The sequence below is a fragment of the Stenotrophomonas sp. 10L48 genome, from assembly GCF_056395105.1.
Map to the genome: position 1 here is coordinate 239,822 of NZ_JBFTIX010000008.1, position 18,038 is coordinate 257,859.

Sequence of the window (18,038 nt, forward strand, 5' to 3'; positions counted from 1 at the left end):
TGTGAATAATGCCAAGAATCTTTCGCACCCCGTGGATTGTCGTCATGACTGTTGCAGCGCCCCGTATCCGCATGCTGATCGATGGCCAGTTCGTTGAATCGGCCACCTCCCACTGGCAGGACGTGATCAACCCGGCCACCCAGGACGTGCTGGCCCAGGTGCCGTTCGCCACCACGGGTGAAGTCGATGCCGCCGTGGCTGCCGCCAAGGAAGCCTTCAAGACCTGGCGCAAGACCCCGATCGGTACCCGCGCGCGCATCTTCCTGAAGTACCAGCAGCTGATCCGCGAAAACATGAGCGAGCTGGCGCACATCCTCACCGCCGAACAGGGCAAGACCCTGCCGGACGCCGAAGGCGATGTGTTCCGCGGCCTGGAAGTGGTCGAGCACGCGGCCGCCATCGGCAACCTGCAGCTGGGCGAACTGGCCAACAACGTGGCCAACGGCGTGGACACCTACTCGATCATGCAGCCGCTGGGCGTGTGCGCAGGCATCACCCCGTTCAACTTCCCGGCGATGATTCCGCTGTGGATGTTCCCGATGGCCATTGCCACCGGCAACACCTTCATCCTCAAGCCGTCCGAGCAGGACCCGATGGTCACCATGCGCCTGGTCGAACTGGCGCTGGAAGCGGGCATTCCCAAGGGCGTGCTGAACGTGGTCCACGGTGGCGAAGAAGTGGTCAACGCCATCTGCGACCACCCGGACATCAAGGCGGTGTCGTTCGTCGGTTCCACCCGCGTCGGTACCCACGTGTACAACCGCGCCTCGCTGGCCGGCAAGCGCGTGCAGTGCATGATGGGCGCCAAGAACCACGCCGTGGTGCTGCCGGACGCCAACAAGGAGCAGACCCTCAATGCGATGGTCGGCGCGGCCTTCGGTGCGGCGGGACAGCGCTGCATGGCCGCCTCCACCCTGGTGCTGGTCGGTGAAGCACGCGGTTGGGTGCAGGACCTGGTCGAAAAGGCCAAGACCCTGAAGGTCAGCGGTGGCACGGTCGCCGGCACCGACGTGGGCCCGGTCATTTCCTGCAGCGCCCGTGATCGCGTTGAGGGCCTGATCGCGTCGGGCGTGGAGCAGGGCGCCAAGCTGGTGCTCGATGGCCGCAAGCCGCAGGTCGATGGTTTCGAGAAGGGCAATTTCGTTGGCCCGACCATCTTTGCCGGTGTCACCACCGACATGCGCATCTACCAGGAAGAAATCTTCGGGCCGGTGCTGGTCATCCTCGAAGCGGAAACGCTGGATGAGGCCATCGCCATGGTCAACAGCAACCCGAACGGCAACGGCACCGCGCTGTTCACCCAGTCCGGCGCCGCAGCACGCCGGTTCCAGGAAGACATCGACGTCGGCCAGGTCGGCATCAACGTGCCGATCCCGGTGCCGGTGCCGCTGTTCTCGTTCACCGGTTCGCGCGCTTCCAAGCTGGGCGACCTGGGTCCGTACGGCAAGCAGGTGGTGCTGTTCTACACGCAGACCAAGACCGTCACCGCGCGCTGGTTCGACGACGAGACGCTGAGCCACGGCGTCAACACCACGATCAGCCTGAAGTAACCGCAGGGAGCAGCCATGAGCCACTCGATGACGACGGAACAGGAAGAAGCGCAGCAGGCGTACCGCGAAGCGGCGCGTGACTTCGCACAGGCCGAACTGGCGCCGCACGCCGCGCGATGGGATGCGGAGGGCATCTTTCCGCGCGAGGCGATCGCCAAGGCCGGTGAACTGGGCTTCTGCGGTCTGTACATGGACCCGGAAGTGGGCGGCAGCGGCCTGAGCCGACTGGACGCCGCCGTCGTCATCGAGGAGCTCGCCAACGTCGACCCGTCGACCGCGGCCTATATCAGCATCCACAACATGGCCTCGTGGATGGTGTCCAAGTGGGGCCAGCCGGCGCTGCGCGACGCGTGGGGCAATGACCTGTCTTCTGGCAGCAAACTGGCCTCGTACTGCTTGACCGAGCCGGGCGCCGGTTCGGACGCGGCCTCGCTGAAGACCACCGCCGTGCGCGATGGCGATTTCTACGTGTTGAATGGCTCCAAGGCCTTCATCTCCGGCGCCGGTGCCACCGAGCTGCTGGTGGTGATGGCACGTACCGGCGGTGCCGGTGCAGGCGGGGTCAGCGCGATCGCGGTGCCGGCCGACCTGCCGGGCATCAGCTATGGCCGCAAGGAAGAGAAGATGGGCTGGAACAGCCAGCCCACCCGCGGCATCACCTTCGAAAACGTCCGCGTACCGGTCAGCCACCTTCTGGGAGAGGAAGGCGGCGGCTTCAAGCTGGCGATGAAGGGGCTCGATGGTGGCCGCATCAATATCGCCGCGTGCTCGCTGGGTGCTGCGCAGGGCGCGCTGGATGCCGCACGCCGCTACATGGGCGAGCGCCGCCAGTTCGGCAAGGCGTTGTCCGAATTCCAGGCGCTGCAGTTCAAGCTGGCCGACATGGCCATCGAGCTGGTTGCCGCGCGGCAGATGGTGCATACCGCTGCGCGCAAGCTCGATGCCGGTGCCAGCGATGCCAACGTGTGGTGCGCGATGGCCAAGCGTTTCGCCACCGATGCCGGCTTCACCATCTGCAACGAAGCCCTGCAGATCCACGGGGGCTACGGCTACATCCGCGAATATCCGATCGAACGCCTGCTGCGCGACAGCCGCGTGCACCAGATCCTGGAAGGCACCAACGAGATCATGCGGGTGATCGTTGCCCGTCACCTGCTCAACACCGAAGAGGAACTGCGATGAAGGATTGGCGTACCCAGGAGCACGTGGGCCTGAAGGTCGAGGCCGATGGCCACACCGCCGTGGTCACCCTGAACAACCCGCCGGCGCATACCTGGACCGTGCACAGCCTGTCGGCGCTGCGCGACCTGGTGGGCGCACTCAATGCAGACCGCGACATCTACGCGCTGGTGATCACCGGTGATGGCGAGAAGTTCTTTTCCGCGGGGGCCGACCTCAACCAGTTCGCTTCCGGCGACAAGGCTGCCGCACGCGAAGCGGCACGCCGTTTCGGCGAAGCCTTCGAGGCGCTGTCCGGGTTCCGTGGGGTGTCGATCGCTGCGATCAACGGCTACGCCATGGGCGGCGGCCTGGAGTGCGCGCTGGCCTGCGACCTGCGCATCATCGAAGACCATGCCCAGGTTGCGCTGCCGGAGGCCACCGTCGGCCTGCTGCCGTGCGCCGGTGGCACCCAGAACCTGCCGCGCCTTGTCGGCGAGGGTTGGGCCAAGCGCATGATCCTGCTCGGCGAGCGCATCAACGCGGAAACCGCCGTGCGGATTGGTCTTGCCGAAGAAAAGGTCGGCAAGGGCGAAGCCAAGGCGCTGGCACTGGAATGGGCGAAGAAGGCCGGCAAGCAGAGCCCGACCAGCATTGCCGCCTGCAAGACGTTGGTGCAGTCCACCCGCACCGGCACCCATGCGTCGGCGCTGGTGGCCGAGCGCGAGGCCTTCGTCGATCTGTTCGACACCGCTGACCAGGTCGAGGGCGTGAGTGCCTTCCTTGAAAAGCGCGCCGCGCAGTGGAAGAACGCATGACCACCGACACCGTTGCCGAGCAAGCACCGGTGCTGTTCGAAGAGCGCGTGGCCGGCAACGGCACGCGCATCGGCATCGCCACGCTGAACGCACCGCGCACGCTCAATGGTTTCTCGCTGCCGATGGCGCACCTGTTGTTGCAGCAGTTGAATGCCTGGGCCGACAACGATGCCATCGCCATGGTGGTGCTGCAGGGCGCCGGTGAGAAGGCGTTCTGCGCCGGCGGTGACCTGCACAGCCTGTACCAGAGCATGCGTGCCTACCGCGACGCCGGCCAGAACGATATCCGCGGGAACGACTACGCCGCCGAGTTCTTCGACGTCGAGTACCGCGTCGACTACCTGATCCATACCTACGCCAAGCCGATCCTGTGCTGGGGTCACGGCATCGTGATGGGCGGGGGCATCGGCCTGATGTCCGGCGCCAGCCATCGCGTTGTCAGCGAGCGTTCCAAGCTGGCCTTCCCGGAAATCACCGTGGGCCTGTTCCCTGACGTGGGTGGCAGCTGGCTGCTGCCGCGCGTGCCGGGCAACGGTGGCCTGTTCCTTGCCCTGACCGGTGCGCTGCTCAACCCGGGCGATGCGATCTATGCCGGCCTGGCCGACGTGCATGTGGCCGAGGAACGCCGCAGTGCGGTGTTCGACGCGCTGCTGCAGGTCGCGTGGTCGACCGATGCCGCACGCAACCACGAGCGCCTGTCACAGCTGCTGCTGTCGTTTGCCAGCGATGCGGCTACCGGCCCGCTGCTGGCCAACGCTACGCAGGTCGATGCGCTGTGCGCAGGCGATGACCTGGCCGCCGTCGTCGAACGCATCAGCACCCTGCAGACCGATGACGCGTGGCTGCAGGCCGCACAGAAGACCCTTGCCGCCGGTGCGCCGGGTTCGGCACGGTTGGCCTTCGAACTGCAGCGCCGCAGCGCCGGCCAGGATCTGGCCAGCGTGTACCGGCTGGAATACATCACCGCCCTGCATTGCGCCGCRCATGGTGATTTTGCTGAAGGCATCCGCGCGCTGCTGATCGACAAGGACCGCAATCCCTCGTGGAACCCGGCCACGCTGGCCGATGCCGACCGCGCATGGGCCGATACGTTCTTCGCTTCTCCCTGGGCCGATGCCGCGCATCCGCTGGCCGACCTGGGCACCCCTGTCGCTGAAAGGAGCCTTGCATGAGCCGCGTTGCATTCATTGGGTTGGGCAACATGGGTGGCCCGATGGCCGCCAATCTGGTCAAGAACGGCCACACCGTACGTGTGTTCGATCTGGTGCCTGCCGCGGTGCAGGCGGCGGTCGACGCGGGTGCCAGCGCAGCGGCATCGGCACGCGAGACCCTGGCCGAGGCCGAGGTGGTGATCTCGATGCTGCCGGCCAGCCGCCATGTTGAAGGCGTGTACCTGGGTGATGACGGCATCCTTGCCGCGATTCCCGCCGGTGCGCTGGTCATCGACTGCAGCACGATTGCCCCGGCCAGCGCGCGCAAGGTATCCGAAGCGGCCGCCGCACGTGGCCTGCAGATGATCGACGCGCCGGTGTCCGGTGGCACTGCCGGCGCACAGGCCGGCACGCTGACCTTCATCGTCGGTGGCGAAGAGGACGCGCTTGAACGCGCCCGCCCGGTGCTGCAGGCGATGGGCAGGAACATCTTCCATGTGGGCGCCAGTGGCGCCGGCCAGGTCGCCAAGCTGTGCAACAACATGGCGCTGGGCGTGATCATGGCCGTCACCGGCGAAGCCATCGCCCTGGGCGTGGCACACGGGCTGGACCCGAAGGTGCTGTCGCAGATGATGGCGGTCAGCACCGGCCGCAGCTGGGCGACCGAAGTGTGCAACCCGTGGCCGGGTGTGCTGGAAAACGCGCCGGCGTCGCGCGGTTACAGCGGCGGCTTCGGCAGCGATCTGATGCTGAAGGACATGGGCCTGGCGGTGGAGGCGGCGATGAGCGTCGGCGCCTCGATCCCGCTGGGCGAAGTGGCCCGCAACCTGTACTCGATGAACCACCAGGCCGGCCGCGGCAAGCTGGATTTCTCCAGCGTCGTGCAGCTCATTACGAGCGAGAAGTGACCTGGTAGTGCCGGCCGCTGGCCGGCAACCTCATGCCCCCTTGCGGGACAACGAAGCTGGGATGGGCGGATGCCCGGTTTCGACCGGTATCCGCCCATTTTTTTGCCCAGCCGCTTGGTACTGCCGGCCGCTGGCCGGCATCACCGCATCAGGCAACGATCAGCGCCACGTCGATGTTGCCGCGGGTCGCGTTGGAGTACGGGCAGACGATGTGTGCCTTCTGCACCAGCTCTTCCACCTGCTCGCGCGGCACGCCCGGCACATTGATGGTCAGCTCGGCTTCGATGCCGAAACCGGTCGGGATCTGGCCGATGCCGACCTTGCCGGTCACGGTGGTGTCGGCCGGCAGCGCGACCTTGGCCTGGCTGGCGACGAACTTCAGTGCGCCCAGGAAGCAGGCCGAATAGCCGGCAGCAAACAGCTGTTCCGGGTTGGTGCCCGGGCCGCCAGCGCCGCCCAGCTCGCGCGGGGTCGACAGCTGGATGTCCAGCACGTTGTCGGACGAGACGGAACGGCCTTCACGGCCGCCGGTGGAGGTGGCCTGGGCGGTGTACAGAACCTTTTCGATGGACATCGGGATGCTCCTGGTCAGTGGGTGGGTAGTGCGTTGGAGCTTACTTTGCCCGGATTCTGCACACCTTTGGTTGCAATAAATCCGAAAAATTTGATTGAACGTCCTGCCGGCCTAGATCGTCCATTCCCGGTCGGTGGTGAACATGATGGTCAGCCAGCGGTCCGGCGACGATTCGCCCAGCGCATCGCCGATCTCGTCACGCAGGTGATCCCACTCCAGCAGGGGCCGCGGCGGATCGTCCTCACGCACCACGAAGAACAGCTCGATCTGCTCGCCACGGCCCACCTGCGCCACGTAACTGCGGTGCTCGACGAAACCGTGCTTTGCAACAATCGCCCGCGCCACCGCATCCACATGCGCCTGCAGTTCGGGCGGGGTAACCAGCAGGATGCCGGCCAGCGCGCGCCGCACCGTGCCCAATGGCGCGATCATCACCAGCACGCAGACGAAGGCGAGGATGGCCGGATCGATGTACGGCCCGACCCACGCCAGCGACGTGCCACGCACCAGCACGCCACCGAGGAAGGCCAGCAGATAGCAGGCCGACATGCTCGCGGCGATCACCCAGTTCTTCGCATCCAGTGCGATGAACTCCGAACCGATGCGCTGGTTCGCACGCAGCACGAACCAGGCCAGCGCGCTTTCAGCCACGATCGACAGTGCCGCGAAGATGATTGCGGGGCCAAGCGCGATCTGTCGCCCACCCGACATCAGCGCATCGACCGCATTGACCAGTGCGTACAACGCCGCACCGATCATCAGCGTGCCACTGACTCCCAGCACGATCGGTTCCAGATGCCAGAAGCCCATGGTGAAGCGCTGGTTCAAACGCGACTGCACTGCGTCGGTCTGGGTGGACAGCGCGATCAGCCGCGCGACCAGCAGCGACAGCCACGTCATCACCACGTCGATCAGGCCGTAGATGCCATCGAAGATGATCAGCGACGAATTGGCCAGCAGGCCGAATACCACTGCGGCGGCGGCCAGCAGCAGCGAGGCGGCGATGGACAGCCGCAGCACACCCTGCTCGGAGCGTGGATCGAGGAAACGTTCGGAACGGGAAGACATGCAGAAATCCGGCTGGGAAAGCGCCGCGGAAGCGGTGCCGCACCATTCTATCCAGACCACCGCTCGCCTCTGTGACTGCACCGGCGCAGGGCCCGGAAAAGTCACCAGACTGGTGACGGTTTACGGATTGACGGGTGCACACCTCAGGCGTATCTTTTCAACCACGATGACATACAAGCCTCTGGCGACCGCCGGGGGCTTTTTGCGTTTATGCCGCCCGTCGGCACCTTGTCATCGTATTTGCGGCCCTGCCAGTCCTGGTGGGCCGTTTCTGTTTCCGCCCCGACCCTGCCCTTTTCGCACCGTCCTTGATGACAGCGTGCGGCGTAGCCGCGTGCGCAGGGTCGGGGCATCCAACATCCATCAACGAAGGAGGATTCGATGCCCCTGCTGACACTTGAGCAGTGCCGCATGCACTGCCGTATCGACGGCGACTACGACGACGCCATTCTGGACGACCTGCTGGCCGCGGCGACCGACGCGGCGTCGGCCTACCTGCGGCGGGCGCTGTTTGCCGACCAGGCGGCACTGGATCTGGCGCTGGACCAGTTGCCGCAGGACATGGCGGCGGCGGTGACCGGGCATGAAGCCGCGGTCGCCGCCGCCAATGCCGAGACCAACGCGGCCAAGGCCAAGGCCATGCGTGACGTCGCTGATCGTCGCCTGGCCGTGGCCACTGAACGCAGCGCGCAGCTGCTGCAGGGCCTGCCGGCCAACGACAGCATCCGCGCTGCGGTGCGCCTGCTATTGGGCCATCTGTATGCGCATCGGGAAGCGGTGGTGGTTTCCACGCACGCCTTGGATGTACCGGTCGGTGCTGCCGCCATCGCGATGGAGCTGCCGTTTGGCGTCGCCGCACTGCTCGATCCCTACCGACTGGCAGCGACCCCATGAACGCCGGTCACTTCAACCGTCGCATCCGCATCGAGCGCCAGGATGGGCGCGTCGATGCCTGGGGCCAACCTCTGGATGCGTGGGTGAGCGTTGCCGATCTGTGGGCGGCAATTCCTCTTGAACGTGCTGACACGGTGCAGCGGGTGAAGCTGGACAGCGGGCTGTCCGCAGCGATCCGCCGCCAGCGCTTCCAGGTGCGCCTGGCGCCGGCGCAGCGAGCCGGCATTGGCATCGGAATGCGCATCGTGCACGACGGCCACACGTTCGATATTACCGGTGTGGTGCCCGACCTTGGCACGCGACACACCGCCGTGCTGTTCACCGAACAGCTGGCTGCAACCGCCTGAGCGAGGACACTGCGATGAGTTACGAACCGAAGTTGCAGCAACTGCTTGGCGGATTGCTGCAGGGGCGCCTGTACCCGGATGTTCCACCGGACCGAGTCACCTATCCCTGCGCGGTCTACCAGCAGGTGGGTGGGCAGGCGCTGTGGTTCAACGAAGGGTCCATCCCCGACCAGAAGCACGCTCGCGTGCAGCTGACCGTCTGGGCAGACACTCGTGCCCAGGCCAACACCCTGATCCGTGACATCGAAGATCAGGTCTGCGCGGGTCTGCCGAAGTCTGAATCCTTTGGCGCCGCCATTGCCGTGCATGAACCGGCACTCAGGAAGTACGGCGCACGGCTCGATTTCGGGCTGTGGTACGCCAACCCGTAGTTCCACTGCTCCACGTACCACCTGAAGCCCGGCACACGCCGGGCTTCGTCTTTTTCAATCCACATGAGGAAATGCAACATGGCACTCAAGCTTCCCAAGGGCACCCAGTTCGGCTTCGCACCGGTCGTCTCCACCGCCATCGCCACCAGCGCGATCTCCAAGGCTGCGCCGGCACTGGCCAGCGTCGCCGCCAACAGCGTCGACACCGGCGATGTGGTGGTCATCGAGCTGCCGGGTTGGCCGGCCCTGAACAACCGCGCCACCCGCGCCGGTGCCGAAGCCACCGGCAGCGTTGAACTGCTGGGCATCGATACCACCGACAACGTGCTGTTCCCCGCCACCAGCGGTGCCGGCGTGCTGCGCAAGGCCGGTGCCTTCGTCGACCTGGACCAGCAGGGCGACCCGACCACCGCAGGTGGCGAGCAGCAGTACTGGAGCGGCACCCTGCTGGAGGACCCGACCGGTCGCCAGGTGCAGATGCCGACCTTCAAGAACGCCAAGACCATCACCCTGCCGCTGTTCTACGATCCGAAGAAGCCGTGGTACTCGGCCCTGAAGAACGTCGACGCCAAGGGCGAACCGGTGATCCTGCGCGCCAAGCTGGTCGGTGGCGACGTGCTGTACTGGTACGGTTACCTGAGCTACAACGGCGACCCGACGATGGCCGCCAACACCCCGATGGGCACCACCGCGACGTTCACCGCGCTGGCCGACTCCATCCTGGTCGAGGGCGCCTGATGTTCCAGGTAAAGGCGCCAGAGAGCTTCAAGAGCACCCTGACCATCGTCGGTCACGGTCGCGAGCAGAAGCTCAACCTGACCTACCGGCACCTGCCGGTGGCCGACTATGCGCAGCTGCTGGAGCGCCTGGGCGATGACACGTTGAGCGTGGCCCAGGCGATCCTGGACATCGTGGTGGATTGGGATGCCGACGTGCCGCTGGACACTGCCGGCGTCGAGCTGGCCCTGCAGCAGCAGGCCGGCCTGGATGGCGCCATCATCGGTGGCTACACCCAGGCCCTGCAGGTCGCACGCAAGGGAAACTGATCGAGGCGGTGGGGGCCCTGTACTGGCGGGCCCCCACCGAGTCCGAGCTGATGCAGCTTGGATTGAAGGCCAAGCATTTTCCGCCGCCACGGGTTGAGCTGTGGCCGGAGTGCGTGCTTCCCATCGAACTCTTTTCGCGGGTTGCCACCCAGTGGCGCGTCGGCGCAGGTGGCCCGATCGGGCTGGATTACAACGTGGTCTACCGGGAGCTGGAGCGCGAAGCGCTCGATGGCGACCAGTACGACGAGGTGATGGCGGCCATCCGCGTCATCGAACGCGCTGCCCTGGAGCAGATGCAGCAGGAATGAGCCGGCCATCGCGGCAACGCCGATGCCCGGTCCCGACTCCGCCGATGCGGAGCCGACTCTCCCGAGGAACACTCAATGAGCACTACATCGCCTGGCAGCACACGGGCCACCGTGGACGCCAGCAATGCACTGGAAACGGCCATGCAGGCAGCAAGGCGCAGCATGACCGAGATGACCGGCACCACACAGGAGTTCCAGCGGCAGCTGGAAAAGATCAATACGGTGCAGCAGGCATTCAACGCCGTGCTGACAACCAGCGCCTCGCTGGTCACCGCCCTGTCCACGCAACTGACTGCCCTGAACACGCAAATGCAGGCGGTGGCGAAGTCTGCTACGGCCGCAACGGGCGGTGACGCCGGCAAGGCCGCGAAGACGGAGGAGAAGGCGGAAAAGGACGACATGGGCCTGGCGGGCATCCGCAAGGGTCTGGGCGGTGCGCTCGGCGACTATATCGGCAAGACCGAGAACACCGCCACGGCCGCCAAGAAGGCCTTCGGCAAGGCATTCACTGGCGCCGACGAGGCGCTGCGGAGCTTTGTGACCACCGGCAAGTCCAAGTACAAGGAGCTGGCCCAGTCCATCCTGTCCGACCTGAAGATGATTGCCGCACAGCAGACTCTGGTCTGGGGAGCGAGGAAGATCGCCGGCCTGATGGGGGTCGACCTGACGCCCAAGGAAGCTGCGACGGACGCGGCGGCAGCTGCAGCAGGCCTGGCAGCTCCCAAGGATGCCAAGGCCGGCGATGCCAAGGCAGGTGATACCAAGGGCGGCAAGGATGACAAGGACGCCAAGGGGTTTTCGGGGTTCCGCAAGGGTTTCGGCAGCGCGCTCGGCGAGTACATGGAAAAAACCGAGAACTCCGCCAAGACCACCCAGGATGCATTTTCCAAGGCATTCACCGGAGCAGAGGCCGCATTGCAGAGCTTCGTGAAGACGGGCAAGTCCAATTACAAGGAACTGGCCAAGTCGATCATCGCCGACCTCAAGATGATCGCCATCCAGCAGGCAATCGTCTGGGGCGTCAAAAAGATCACGGGCATGCTCGGTTATGGCACGGGGGTGGAGGCCAACGCCAAGGGTGGTGTCTACCAATCGCCGAGTCTGTCGGCCTACTCCGGCGGTATCTACAACACCCCACAGCTGTTCGCATTCGCCAAGGGCGCCGGCGTGTTCGGTGAAGCGGGGCCTGAAGCGATCATGCCGCTGCAGCGCGGGCCCGATGGCCGCCTGGGAGTGGCGGCACACGGCGCCGGCGGCGGTGGCGGGGTGGGAGTCAATATCCGCATCGACAACAACGGTGGCAAGGAAGTCACCAGCAACGAAAGCATGCTGCAGCAGTTCGGCAACGAGATCGGCCAGTTCGTGGAGCGAAAATACCGTGACCTGCAGATGCGTGACATGAAGGCTGGCGGCGTCCTCAGCAGGAGTGCAGCACGATGACCGACACCTTTACCTGGGCAGCAACCAGCCAGAGCACTGGCACCACCACTGCCACCGTCAAGCGCGCGCGCTTCGGCGATGGATACGCACAAGCCGCACCGGATGGGCTCAATGCCCGCCTGCGCAGCTACCAGCTGCAGTTCGTCGGTAATCGCAGCACGATCAACGAGATCGTTGCGTTCCTGGATGGCCATGTGGGCCAGAGTTTCTTCTGGCGGGGCCCGCTGGGCACCGGTCTGTATGGCTGCGACACCTATACCGACAGCCATCTGGGTGGATCGGTGTTCAGCATCACTGCGACGTTCGAACAGACGTACCAGCCGTAGGAGCGGACATGGATCTTCAGCAGATCGACCTGGACACCATCCAGCCCAACGGCAAGCGGGGCGAAACGCAGCGCCCCGCTTTCACCAAGATCAACCAGAATTTCAAGGAAGTGGCCTTGGCGGTGGATGCAGTACCCGAGGCGGTCGCACGTGCGGTCTCGGGAAGAAATCGCCTGATCAATGGCAATTTCGACTGCTGGCAGCGGGGTACGAGTTTCAACACATCGGGAAGGTACACGGCCGATCGCTGGTTCCTTCAGATGCAGGGCATCGCCGATCCTGTGTTCAGGCGGAACCCCACGGCTATGGGGGACAACAATTTTCCCCGGAGCAAGTACACGCTGTCCGTCAGCTCGAGTGGAAACACCGACGCAGAGAAGCATTTCTTCGTGTTCGAGCAACGTGTGGAGGACGTGCGAACCTTCGCCGATACCCCAAGCACGGTGTCCTTCCTGGTATTCAATGCAGGTGCGGGGGGCCGCAGGATCGCACTGGAGTTCGCGCAGACCTTCGGCGCAACGGGCAGCGCCCCGGTACTGGCCGTTGCACCTGAGATTTTCGAGCTCGCTCCTGGCCTGAACAGAATCCGCAAGACAGTGACGCTGCCCTCCATCTCGGGAAAAACACTATCTGATGAAGGTGCCGCCGTGATGTGCGTGTGGGTATCTGCGGGCACGCAGTTTGCCAACCGCACCGCCGGCCTTGGTGCGCAGCATGGCCAGGTCTACTTCGGAGAATTCCAGTGGGAGCGCGGCGCTACGGCCACGGCTTTCGAGTGGCGTCCGCTGGACGAAGAAGTGCAGCGTTGTCGGCGCTACTACCAGGCCGATGCCACGGGTTCCTACTTTGACGGCGGAGTTCGCTTCAACGCCGGTGTCGGCCTCATCCGTGGTGACAACAAGGTGTACCTGATCTATCCATTCAGCCAGCGGATGCGGACCATCCCCACGGTCGGATTCTCAAACCTGCCGCAGTGGCGACTCCTTACGGGATCGGGGGCGACGAGCCTGACGGCGCTCAACGCGGTCGAAGTGTCTTCGACGAGGATGACCATCATCGGGTCCTTGAACGAAGCCGCTGCTGGTCAGGCCGGGATCCTGCAGAGCGCAGACTCCGCCGACGCGGGTACCGGAATCATCCTGGACGCGGAAATCTGAGATCCGCGAGCACCGCTGCGGAATGCGCTGCTTGGTGCAATCCCCGAAAAGACAAGGAAACAGCAGAAATGTCACGACGAATCATCGACCTCGATTCCATTCAACCGAATGGAAAGCGGGGTGAAACACAGCGCCCGGCCTTCACCAAGATCAACGAGAACTTCGCAGAGGTCTACGATGCCCTGGCCGCGGTGGAAAAGCTTCCAGAGACGGTGGACCACGCGATCAGTGGGCGGTTGCCCGGGCGCAATCTCTTCATCAATGGCGGCCTGCAGTTCTGGCAGCGTCGCACTTCTGGACGTGTCGGCAGCGGCTCGGGAACACTGGGTGCAGAAACGCTCTTTGCCGATCGCTTCTCCAACTCCGCGTTGAGCTGCAGTCATGACATCCAGCGTGTACCGTACGAGGGACAGTTGGGCTATCCCGAAGACACCCGCGCCATCCTCGTGTGCACGGTATCCGGTGCAGTCGCCAACAGCGGCGCCTGGATGGGCCAGAGAATCGAAGGTGTGCGAAGCGCCAGCGGCGCCGTCACGATCTCGGTCTGGGCGAACAGCGACGTAGCCGGGCGCAAGGTGGGTGTGCGTGTCATCCAGGACTTTGGAACCGGTGGGACGCCTTCGCCTCAGGTTTCCACCGAGGCGGGCGTCCTCACGTTGAGCACTGGAGCGTCGCGTCAGTCACTCACCGTGACGTTGCCGAGTACGAAAGGGAAGAAGCTGGGAACCAACGGCAACGACCACATTTACGTGGTCTTCGATCTATGCGCCGGTGGATATGGCGGGGCGTTGGCAGGCCAGAATGGATCCTTCGGCTTTACCCAGTTCCAGGTCGAACCTGGGCTCAATGCAACGAACTTCGACTGGCGGCCGCCCGGCGTGGAGCTGGCCCTGTGCCAGCGCTACTACGAGAAGAGCTACAACCTGGATGTCCCGCCCAATACGCCGCACAACGAAGGACGCGAGGCATTCTCGTTGAACAACCCGGGGGTTGCCCACTACCAGAGCGTGCGCTTCCTGGTGGCAAAACGTGCGCACCCCTACGTGATGATCATTTCGGCTGATACCACCCAGCAGGATGGACACATCGCCGAGGACAACATCTCCCGTGTTCCCTGCGTAGTGAACTACGCCTCGCCATCCAGCTATGAAGTGAGTTGGTCGAACAACCCGGGCCGATGGGGCGGCTGGTGGCATTGGTGGGCCGACGCTGAGTTCTGATCCGTAGCGGTCTCTCACCAGAACAATAGGATCCCGACATGGCAAGAAAGATTATCGACCTCGATTCCCTTCAACCGAATGGAAAGCGAGGCGAGACACAGCGGCCGGCGTTCACCAAGATCAACGACAATTTTGCCGAGGTGTATAGCGGCTTGAAGGACGCTCAAGAGGCCGTCACGGCAATTCCAGCAGCCCTGGATGCAGCGTTGGCCGGTAGATCACTGGCCAGGAACTACCTCGTCAATGGTGACTTCCGCTTCTGGCAGCGCGGGTGGGGCCTGGCACAGGGCACAGGTTCGAACTATCTGGCCGATCGCTGGAAGCGTGACAACGGCAACGGAACGCTTTCAATGGCGCGCTTCCCGCTGGAGCCGGGACAGACCGCAGTTCCTGGCAATCCGCGCTGGTACATGAATGTCAACGTAGGCGCCTCTTCGGCCAGGAACAGCTACCAGCGCGTTTCGCAATTGATCGAAGACGTAACACTGCTCAGTGGCAGGAAGCTGACGCTTTCCTTCTATGCGAAGGCAGCGCCCGGATCAAAGATTGCCGTGGAAATCGAGCAGGATTTCCGTGGTCAGGACTCCTCGACACAGATGTTTGCTGGCATCGCCACGCTGACAGGAACCTGGAGCAGGTACACGATGACGTTCGATGTACCCAGTGTTTCCGGAAAGAACACCAACGGTGCCGGACACTGCACATGGGTCTCGCTGTGGATGTCCACCGGTCCGGACTTCAGCAATCGGGTTCCAGGCCTGGGGCATCAGACAGGCAACTTCGACATCGCGATGGTGCAGTTGGAAGATGGCGCTGCAGCCACCGACTTCGAGCGTAGACCAGACGCATTGGAGCTGCTGCTGTGCCAGCGCTACTTCGAGAAGAGCTACAACATAGATGTACCGCCTGGCACCGCTGATGGGGCCGGTCGGGACAACCAGTTCTATGACCGCTCGGTCGGCGTGGGCAGTACCTCGCACATCCGCTGCCGCGTACTGAAGCGGGCGACGCCTGCTTACACCGTCTACAACGACACAACCGGTGCCGTCAGCCAGGTCTCTGGTGCATCTGGTGGTGCCGGCACGGTGACGTCGATCGTCAACCCAGGCCAGTCCGGAGCCCAGGTCAACTATGTGTCGGCACCCGGGAACTGGGGTTCCTCCTTCCACTGGACTGCAGATGCGGAGCTTTGACATGTATCAACTGACGCACGATCCGGACATCATCAAGTGCACAGACACCGGAGCGTTCATTCCGCGTGGCCACTGGATGTGGCGAGACTATGAGACGTGGATCCTGGCTGGCAACGCGCCCTCGCCAGCGCCGCCGCCCTACCCGGCGGGATCCACCGAGCACCTCCATCTGCTGCGCCGCCAGGCGGAGCAATGGATGTGCGAGTACGTCCAGACACTGGGGCATACATCCATAGAAAGCTGCTGTAGCTACATCAGCAGCGTGATCTCGGGACTCTCCTGCGAGGCCCGAGCGATGGTGGCGTGGCGCGATGCAGTCAATCTGGCATTGACAAATCTGACCATCGCATCGCCCGAAGATGCGCAGACCTGGGAACAGATCAGGCAGAAACTACCGCAGCCGGAGACATTCGACTGGGTGTGCGGGACTTCCGACGGCGGTCCGCCGGAGCGCGGGCCCGCAGGAATCTAGAGGAGCGTTCATGGCAAGAAAAATCATCGACCTAGATACCATTCAAGCGAATGGTAAACGGGGTGAAACACAGCGCCCGGCATTCACCAAGGTCAACGACAACTTCGCCGACGTCTACGCAGGCCTGGACGGCGTACAAGCCGCCGTGGACGGCCTGGAAAGCCGAATGGCAGGCCGCAACCGCCTTATCAACGGTGACTTCCGGGTCTGGCAAAGGGGTACGGCGTTTTCCGCATCTACCGGTGCCCGTCCTACCGCCGATCGCTGGCTGATGAACGCGCAGGCGACCACTCTCTCTGCATCGCGCGACGACATTGCGGCAGGCGGTGGTGCGGCGGGAAGGCTGATTGCAGGTTCCCGTCACCTGCTGAAGCTCGTCGTCGAAAGTGTTGCCGGCGCCGACAGCATGGCACTGGTGCAGCAGCGCATCGAAGACGTGCGTACGTTCGCGGGAAAGCGGGTCACCGTCAGCTTCAAGGCGAGGGCCACGGTCGACAACTTCAAGGTGGGCCTGGAATTCCAGCAGTCGTTCGGCACCGGCGGCTCAACGGCAAGGGACAGCATCGGCGGCGGCGTCACGCTCGATACGATGTGGCGCTGGCACCAGTTGACCGTGGATGTGCCTGGCATCGCAGGGCAGACCCTGGGCGCCGACAGCTATCTACAGCTCAGCCTGTGGATGGACGCGGGCGCGAACTTCGCCGGTCGCGCGTTCGGGGCGGGACAGAAGAGTGGCGTGGTCTATCTGGCTGAAATGCAGGTCGAGGAGGGTGACACCGCGACCGATTTCGATCGCCGGCCCGAAGCGCTTGAACTGTTGCTGTGCCAGCGCTACTACGAAACAGTTGATGTGAACCGGATCCTGGGAATCACCTACACCGCCAACGGCGATTCGCGCGCCTGCATCCCGTTCAAGGTACGCAAGCGCTCGGCGCCCAGGATCACCTCGCCCTCCACCGCGCTCAACCTGGTGGGCTTCGGCTCCGAAGGCAGTCTCATCAACTTCAACGGCGGCGATCCGGGCTGGCAGTCCACCGTGGACGCGGCCGTGTTGTCCTCGATGTCCAACAGCATGCAGCAGTACGGAGTAGTCGTGGTGTGGTCGACCACCTCCCAGGTCCTGGTGCACGCAGACGCGGAGCTCTGAGCCATGAGCACAATCACGACCGAAACCGGCCGCGTCAGCGGCTTCACCACCAATGCGTCACTGCGCCCCGGACACCGTGTCATCGTGCCCTGCGGTCAGCCGTCCCATCCCGTACCGCCTCATCCCGCCACCGCCCAGGAGCGCACCTCATGATCACCGCCGATGCCCAGCAACTCGAGCCGGGTAGCCGCATTACCGTCTTCGAACTGGACGCCAGCAGTTTCGGTGCCGACCAGCTGTTCTTCCACGCGCACCTGCAGAGCGGTGTGATCATCTGGCAGGGGCAGGAGTACGGCCCCTGGCCGATCGAAGCCAGCGGCTTTGAACGAACCAGCGACCAGCCGCCGAACCCCAAACTTCGGGTCAGCAACATCGATGGCCGCATCACCGCGATGTGCCTGCTGTTCGATGATCTGGTCGGCGCCCGTGTCATCCGTCGGCAGACGCTCGCCAAGTATCTGGATGCAGCCAACTTCGAAGAGGGAAATTCCAGCGCCGATCCGGCAGAGCACTTCCCCGACGAGGTCTGGTTCATCGAGCGCAAGGTCGGTGAGGACAAGCAGACGGTGGAGTTCGAACTGACCACGGCCATCGATCTCAACGGCGAACAGCTGCCTGGTCGGCAGATCATCGCCGGCATGTGTGGCTGGCTGGTGCGGGGTGGCTACCGCGGCCCCTACTGCGGCTACAACGGTCCGGCGGTTGCCGATGGCGACGACGTGGCCACCGATGATCCCGCCCGCGACCAGTGCGGGGGCCGTGTGCGCAGCTGCAAGATGCGTTTCGGCCAAGACAAGCCTTTGCCCTATGGCGGCTTCCCGGCCGCTGGCCTGCTTCGTTCCTGATCCCGCTCTCCGACTTTCCACTTCAAGGCCCGCTCGCGCGGGCTT

21 protein-coding genes are annotated in these 18,038 nt (G+C 64.2%); 19 read left to right on the forward strand and 2 right to left on the reverse strand.

Annotation, left to right across the window (positions count from 1 at the left end):
* Nucleotides 1-44 precede the first annotated feature (44 nt).
* From AC1DCU_RS15230 to mmsB, 5 genes are read left to right on the forward strand one after another with little or no spacing between them, the layout of a single operon-like run.
* Nucleotides 45-1,550: a CoA-acylating methylmalonate-semialdehyde dehydrogenase gene (locus AC1DCU_RS15230; RefSeq protein ID WP_025875748.1), complete on the forward strand. Its 1,506-nt coding sequence runs from the start codon at nucleotides 45-47 to the stop codon at nucleotides 1,548-1,550.
* A gap of 15 nt (nucleotides 1,551-1,565) precedes the next feature.
* On the forward strand, nucleotides 1,566-2,732 hold the full coding sequence (locus AC1DCU_RS15235; protein ID WP_025875746.1) for an acyl-CoA dehydrogenase family protein: 1,167 nt from the start codon (nucleotides 1,566-1,568) through the stop codon (nucleotides 2,730-2,732).
* The gene (locus tag AC1DCU_RS15240) at nucleotides 2,729-3,526 is read left to right on the forward strand and encodes an enoyl-CoA hydratase (RefSeq protein WP_032978174.1); all 798 of its coding nucleotides are present in this window, start codon (nucleotides 2,729-2,731) and stop codon (nucleotides 3,524-3,526) included. Before AC1DCU_RS15235 ends, AC1DCU_RS15240 begins: the two co-directional genes overlap by 4 nt.
* Complete coding sequence (locus AC1DCU_RS15245) at nucleotides 3,523-4,698, forward strand: enoyl-CoA hydratase/isomerase family protein (RefSeq protein ID WP_442251477.1); 1,176 nt, start codon at nucleotides 3,523-3,525, stop codon at nucleotides 4,696-4,698. Before AC1DCU_RS15240 ends, AC1DCU_RS15245 begins: the two co-directional genes overlap by 4 nt.
* Complete coding sequence (mmsB, locus tag AC1DCU_RS15250; protein WP_099844659.1) at nucleotides 4,695-5,585, forward strand: 3-hydroxyisobutyrate dehydrogenase; 891 nt, start codon at nucleotides 4,695-4,697, stop codon at nucleotides 5,583-5,585. Before AC1DCU_RS15245 ends, mmsB begins: the two co-directional genes overlap by 4 nt.
* A gap of 148 nt (nucleotides 5,586-5,733) precedes the next feature.
* Here mmsB and AC1DCU_RS15255 read toward each other — a convergent pair whose 3' ends face one another.
* Nucleotides 5,734-6,159 (reverse strand): organic hydroperoxide resistance protein, encoded by a 426-nt coding sequence (locus AC1DCU_RS15255; RefSeq protein ID WP_442251476.1) that lies wholly within the window; start codon nucleotides 6,157-6,159, stop codon nucleotides 5,734-5,736.
* Nucleotides 6,160-6,270: 111 nt separating this feature from the next.
* Nucleotides 6,271-7,227, reverse strand: coding sequence for a cation diffusion facilitator family transporter (locus AC1DCU_RS15260; protein ID WP_059064021.1), 957 nt, complete (start codon nucleotides 7,225-7,227; stop codon nucleotides 6,271-6,273).
* A 381-nt stretch (nucleotides 7,228-7,608) separates the two neighbouring features.
* On the opposite strand from AC1DCU_RS15260, the gene AC1DCU_RS15265 reads away from it, so the two are divergent.
* The 14 genes from AC1DCU_RS15265 (at nucleotide 7,609) to AC1DCU_RS15330 (ending at nucleotide 17,993) form a co-directional block, all read left to right on the forward strand.
* Nucleotides 7,609-8,121 (forward strand): head-tail connector protein, encoded by a 513-nt coding sequence (locus AC1DCU_RS15265; protein ID WP_032978182.1) that lies wholly within the window; start codon nucleotides 7,609-7,611, stop codon nucleotides 8,119-8,121.
* Nucleotides 8,118-8,468: a head-tail adaptor protein gene (locus AC1DCU_RS15270; RefSeq protein WP_080150362.1), complete on the forward strand. Its 351-nt coding sequence runs from the start codon at nucleotides 8,118-8,120 to the stop codon at nucleotides 8,466-8,468. The genes AC1DCU_RS15265 and AC1DCU_RS15270 overlap by 4 nt, the downstream gene beginning before the upstream one ends.
* A gap of 14 nt (nucleotides 8,469-8,482) precedes the next feature.
* A complete protein-coding gene (gene gp17, locus AC1DCU_RS15275) occupies nucleotides 8,483-8,839 on the forward strand; it encodes a tail completion protein gp17 (protein ID WP_025875730.1) in 357 nt (118 codons plus the stop codon).
* Between the two features lie 78 nt (nucleotides 8,840-8,917).
* The gene (locus AC1DCU_RS15280; protein ID WP_025875728.1) at nucleotides 8,918-9,577 is read left to right on the forward strand and encodes a phage tail protein; all 660 of its coding nucleotides are present in this window, start codon (nucleotides 8,918-8,920) and stop codon (nucleotides 9,575-9,577) included.
* Complete coding sequence (locus AC1DCU_RS15285; protein ID WP_442251475.1) at nucleotides 9,577-9,885, forward strand: phage tail assembly chaperone; 309 nt, start codon at nucleotides 9,577-9,579, stop codon at nucleotides 9,883-9,885. Before AC1DCU_RS15280 ends, AC1DCU_RS15285 begins: the two co-directional genes overlap by 1 nt.
* Nucleotides 9,886-9,935: 50 nt before the next feature.
* Nucleotides 9,936-10,193, forward strand: a complete 258-nt coding sequence (locus AC1DCU_RS15290; protein ID WP_032978329.1) for a DUF1799 domain-containing protein — start codon at nucleotides 9,936-9,938, stop codon at nucleotides 10,191-10,193.
* A 162-nt stretch (nucleotides 10,194-10,355) separates the two neighbouring features.
* Complete coding sequence (locus tag AC1DCU_RS15295; RefSeq protein WP_333622402.1) at nucleotides 10,356-11,633, forward strand: phage tail tape measure protein; 1,278 nt, start codon at nucleotides 10,356-10,358, stop codon at nucleotides 11,631-11,633.
* A complete protein-coding gene (locus tag AC1DCU_RS15300) occupies nucleotides 11,630-11,959 on the forward strand; it encodes a phage tail protein (protein ID WP_025875719.1) in 330 nt (109 codons plus the stop codon). The genes AC1DCU_RS15295 and AC1DCU_RS15300 overlap by 4 nt, the downstream gene beginning before the upstream one ends.
* An 8-nt stretch (nucleotides 11,960-11,967) precedes the next feature.
* On the forward strand, nucleotides 11,968-13,116 hold the full coding sequence (locus AC1DCU_RS15305; protein WP_478013595.1) for a hypothetical protein: 1,149 nt from the start codon (nucleotides 11,968-11,970) through the stop codon (nucleotides 13,114-13,116).
* 68 nt (nucleotides 13,117-13,184) lie between these two features.
* Nucleotides 13,185-14,336: a hypothetical protein gene (locus AC1DCU_RS15310; RefSeq protein WP_051585143.1), complete on the forward strand. Its 1,152-nt coding sequence runs from the start codon at nucleotides 13,185-13,187 to the stop codon at nucleotides 14,334-14,336.
* Nucleotides 14,337-14,374: 38 nt separating this feature from the next.
* Nucleotides 14,375-15,529: a carbohydrate binding domain-containing protein gene (locus AC1DCU_RS15315; RefSeq protein ID WP_134831859.1), complete on the forward strand. Its 1,155-nt coding sequence runs from the start codon at nucleotides 14,375-14,377 to the stop codon at nucleotides 15,527-15,529.
* Between the two features lies 1 nt (nucleotide 15,530).
* On the forward strand, nucleotides 15,531-16,001 hold the full coding sequence (locus AC1DCU_RS15320) for a hypothetical protein (RefSeq protein WP_312962819.1): 471 nt from the start codon (nucleotides 15,531-15,533) through the stop codon (nucleotides 15,999-16,001).
* Between the two features lie 10 nt (nucleotides 16,002-16,011).
* A complete protein-coding gene (locus AC1DCU_RS15325; protein WP_442251472.1) occupies nucleotides 16,012-17,148 on the forward strand; it encodes a hypothetical protein in 1,137 nt (378 codons plus the stop codon).
* Between the two features lie 149 nt (nucleotides 17,149-17,297).
* Nucleotides 17,298-17,993, forward strand: coding sequence for a phage minor tail protein L (locus tag AC1DCU_RS15330; RefSeq protein ID WP_312962815.1), 696 nt, complete (start codon nucleotides 17,298-17,300; stop codon nucleotides 17,991-17,993).
* The last annotated feature ends 45 nt before the right edge of the window (nucleotides 17,994-18,038 follow it).

Excerpts from the sequence above, each read along its gene's own strand:
- AC1DCU_RS15230 (WP_025875748.1), top strand. The coding sequence starts at position 45 with ATGACTGTTGCAGCGCCCCGTATCCGCATGCTGATCGATGGCCAGTTC.
- AC1DCU_RS15305 (WP_478013595.1), top strand. The coding sequence starts at position 11,968 with ATGGATCTTCAGCAGATCGACCTGGACACCATCCAGCCCAACGGCAAG.
- AC1DCU_RS15280 (WP_025875728.1), top strand. The coding sequence starts at position 8,918 with ATGGCACTCAAGCTTCCCAAGGGCACCCAGTTCGGCTTCGCACCGGTC.
- AC1DCU_RS15295 (WP_333622402.1), top strand. The coding sequence starts at position 10,356 with ATGACCGAGATGACCGGCACCACACAGGAGTTCCAGCGGCAGCTGGAA.
- AC1DCU_RS15260 (WP_059064021.1), bottom strand. The coding sequence starts at position 7,227 with ATGTCTTCCCGTTCCGAACGTTTCCTCGATCCACGCTCCGAGCAGGGT.
- AC1DCU_RS15290 (WP_032978329.1), top strand. The coding sequence starts at position 9,936 with ATGCAGCTTGGATTGAAGGCCAAGCATTTTCCGCCGCCACGGGTTGAG.
- AC1DCU_RS15315 (WP_134831859.1), top strand. The coding sequence starts at position 14,375 with ATGGCAAGAAAGATTATCGACCTCGATTCCCTTCAACCGAATGGAAAG.
- AC1DCU_RS15265 (WP_032978182.1), top strand. The coding sequence starts at position 7,609 with ATGCCCCTGCTGACACTTGAGCAGTGCCGCATGCACTGCCGTATCGAC.
- AC1DCU_RS15320 (WP_312962819.1), top strand. The coding sequence starts at position 15,531 with ATGTATCAACTGACGCACGATCCGGACATCATCAAGTGCACAGACACC.
- AC1DCU_RS15270 (WP_080150362.1), top strand. The coding sequence starts at position 8,118 with ATGAACGCCGGTCACTTCAACCGTCGCATCCGCATCGAGCGCCAGGAT.
- AC1DCU_RS15300 (WP_025875719.1), top strand. The coding sequence starts at position 11,630 with ATGACCGACACCTTTACCTGGGCAGCAACCAGCCAGAGCACTGGCACC.
- gp17 (WP_025875730.1), top strand. The coding sequence starts at position 8,483 with ATGAGTTACGAACCGAAGTTGCAGCAACTGCTTGGCGGATTGCTGCAG.
- AC1DCU_RS15285 (WP_442251475.1), top strand. The coding sequence starts at position 9,577 with ATGTTCCAGGTAAAGGCGCCAGAGAGCTTCAAGAGCACCCTGACCATC.
- AC1DCU_RS15240 (WP_032978174.1), top strand. The coding sequence starts at position 2,729 with ATGAAGGATTGGCGTACCCAGGAGCACGTGGGCCTGAAGGTCGAGGCC.
- AC1DCU_RS15235 (WP_025875746.1), top strand. The coding sequence starts at position 1,566 with ATGAGCCACTCGATGACGACGGAACAGGAAGAAGCGCAGCAGGCGTAC.
- AC1DCU_RS15325 (WP_442251472.1), top strand. The coding sequence starts at position 16,012 with ATGGCAAGAAAAATCATCGACCTAGATACCATTCAAGCGAATGGTAAA.
- AC1DCU_RS15330 (WP_312962815.1), top strand. The coding sequence starts at position 17,298 with ATGATCACCGCCGATGCCCAGCAACTCGAGCCGGGTAGCCGCATTACC.
- mmsB (WP_099844659.1), top strand. The coding sequence starts at position 4,695 with ATGAGCCGCGTTGCATTCATTGGGTTGGGCAACATGGGTGGCCCGATG.
- AC1DCU_RS15310 (WP_051585143.1), top strand. The coding sequence starts at position 13,185 with ATGTCACGACGAATCATCGACCTCGATTCCATTCAACCGAATGGAAAG.
- AC1DCU_RS15255 (WP_442251476.1), bottom strand. The coding sequence starts at position 6,159 with ATGTCCATCGAAAAGGTTCTGTACACCGCCCAGGCCACCTCCACCGGC.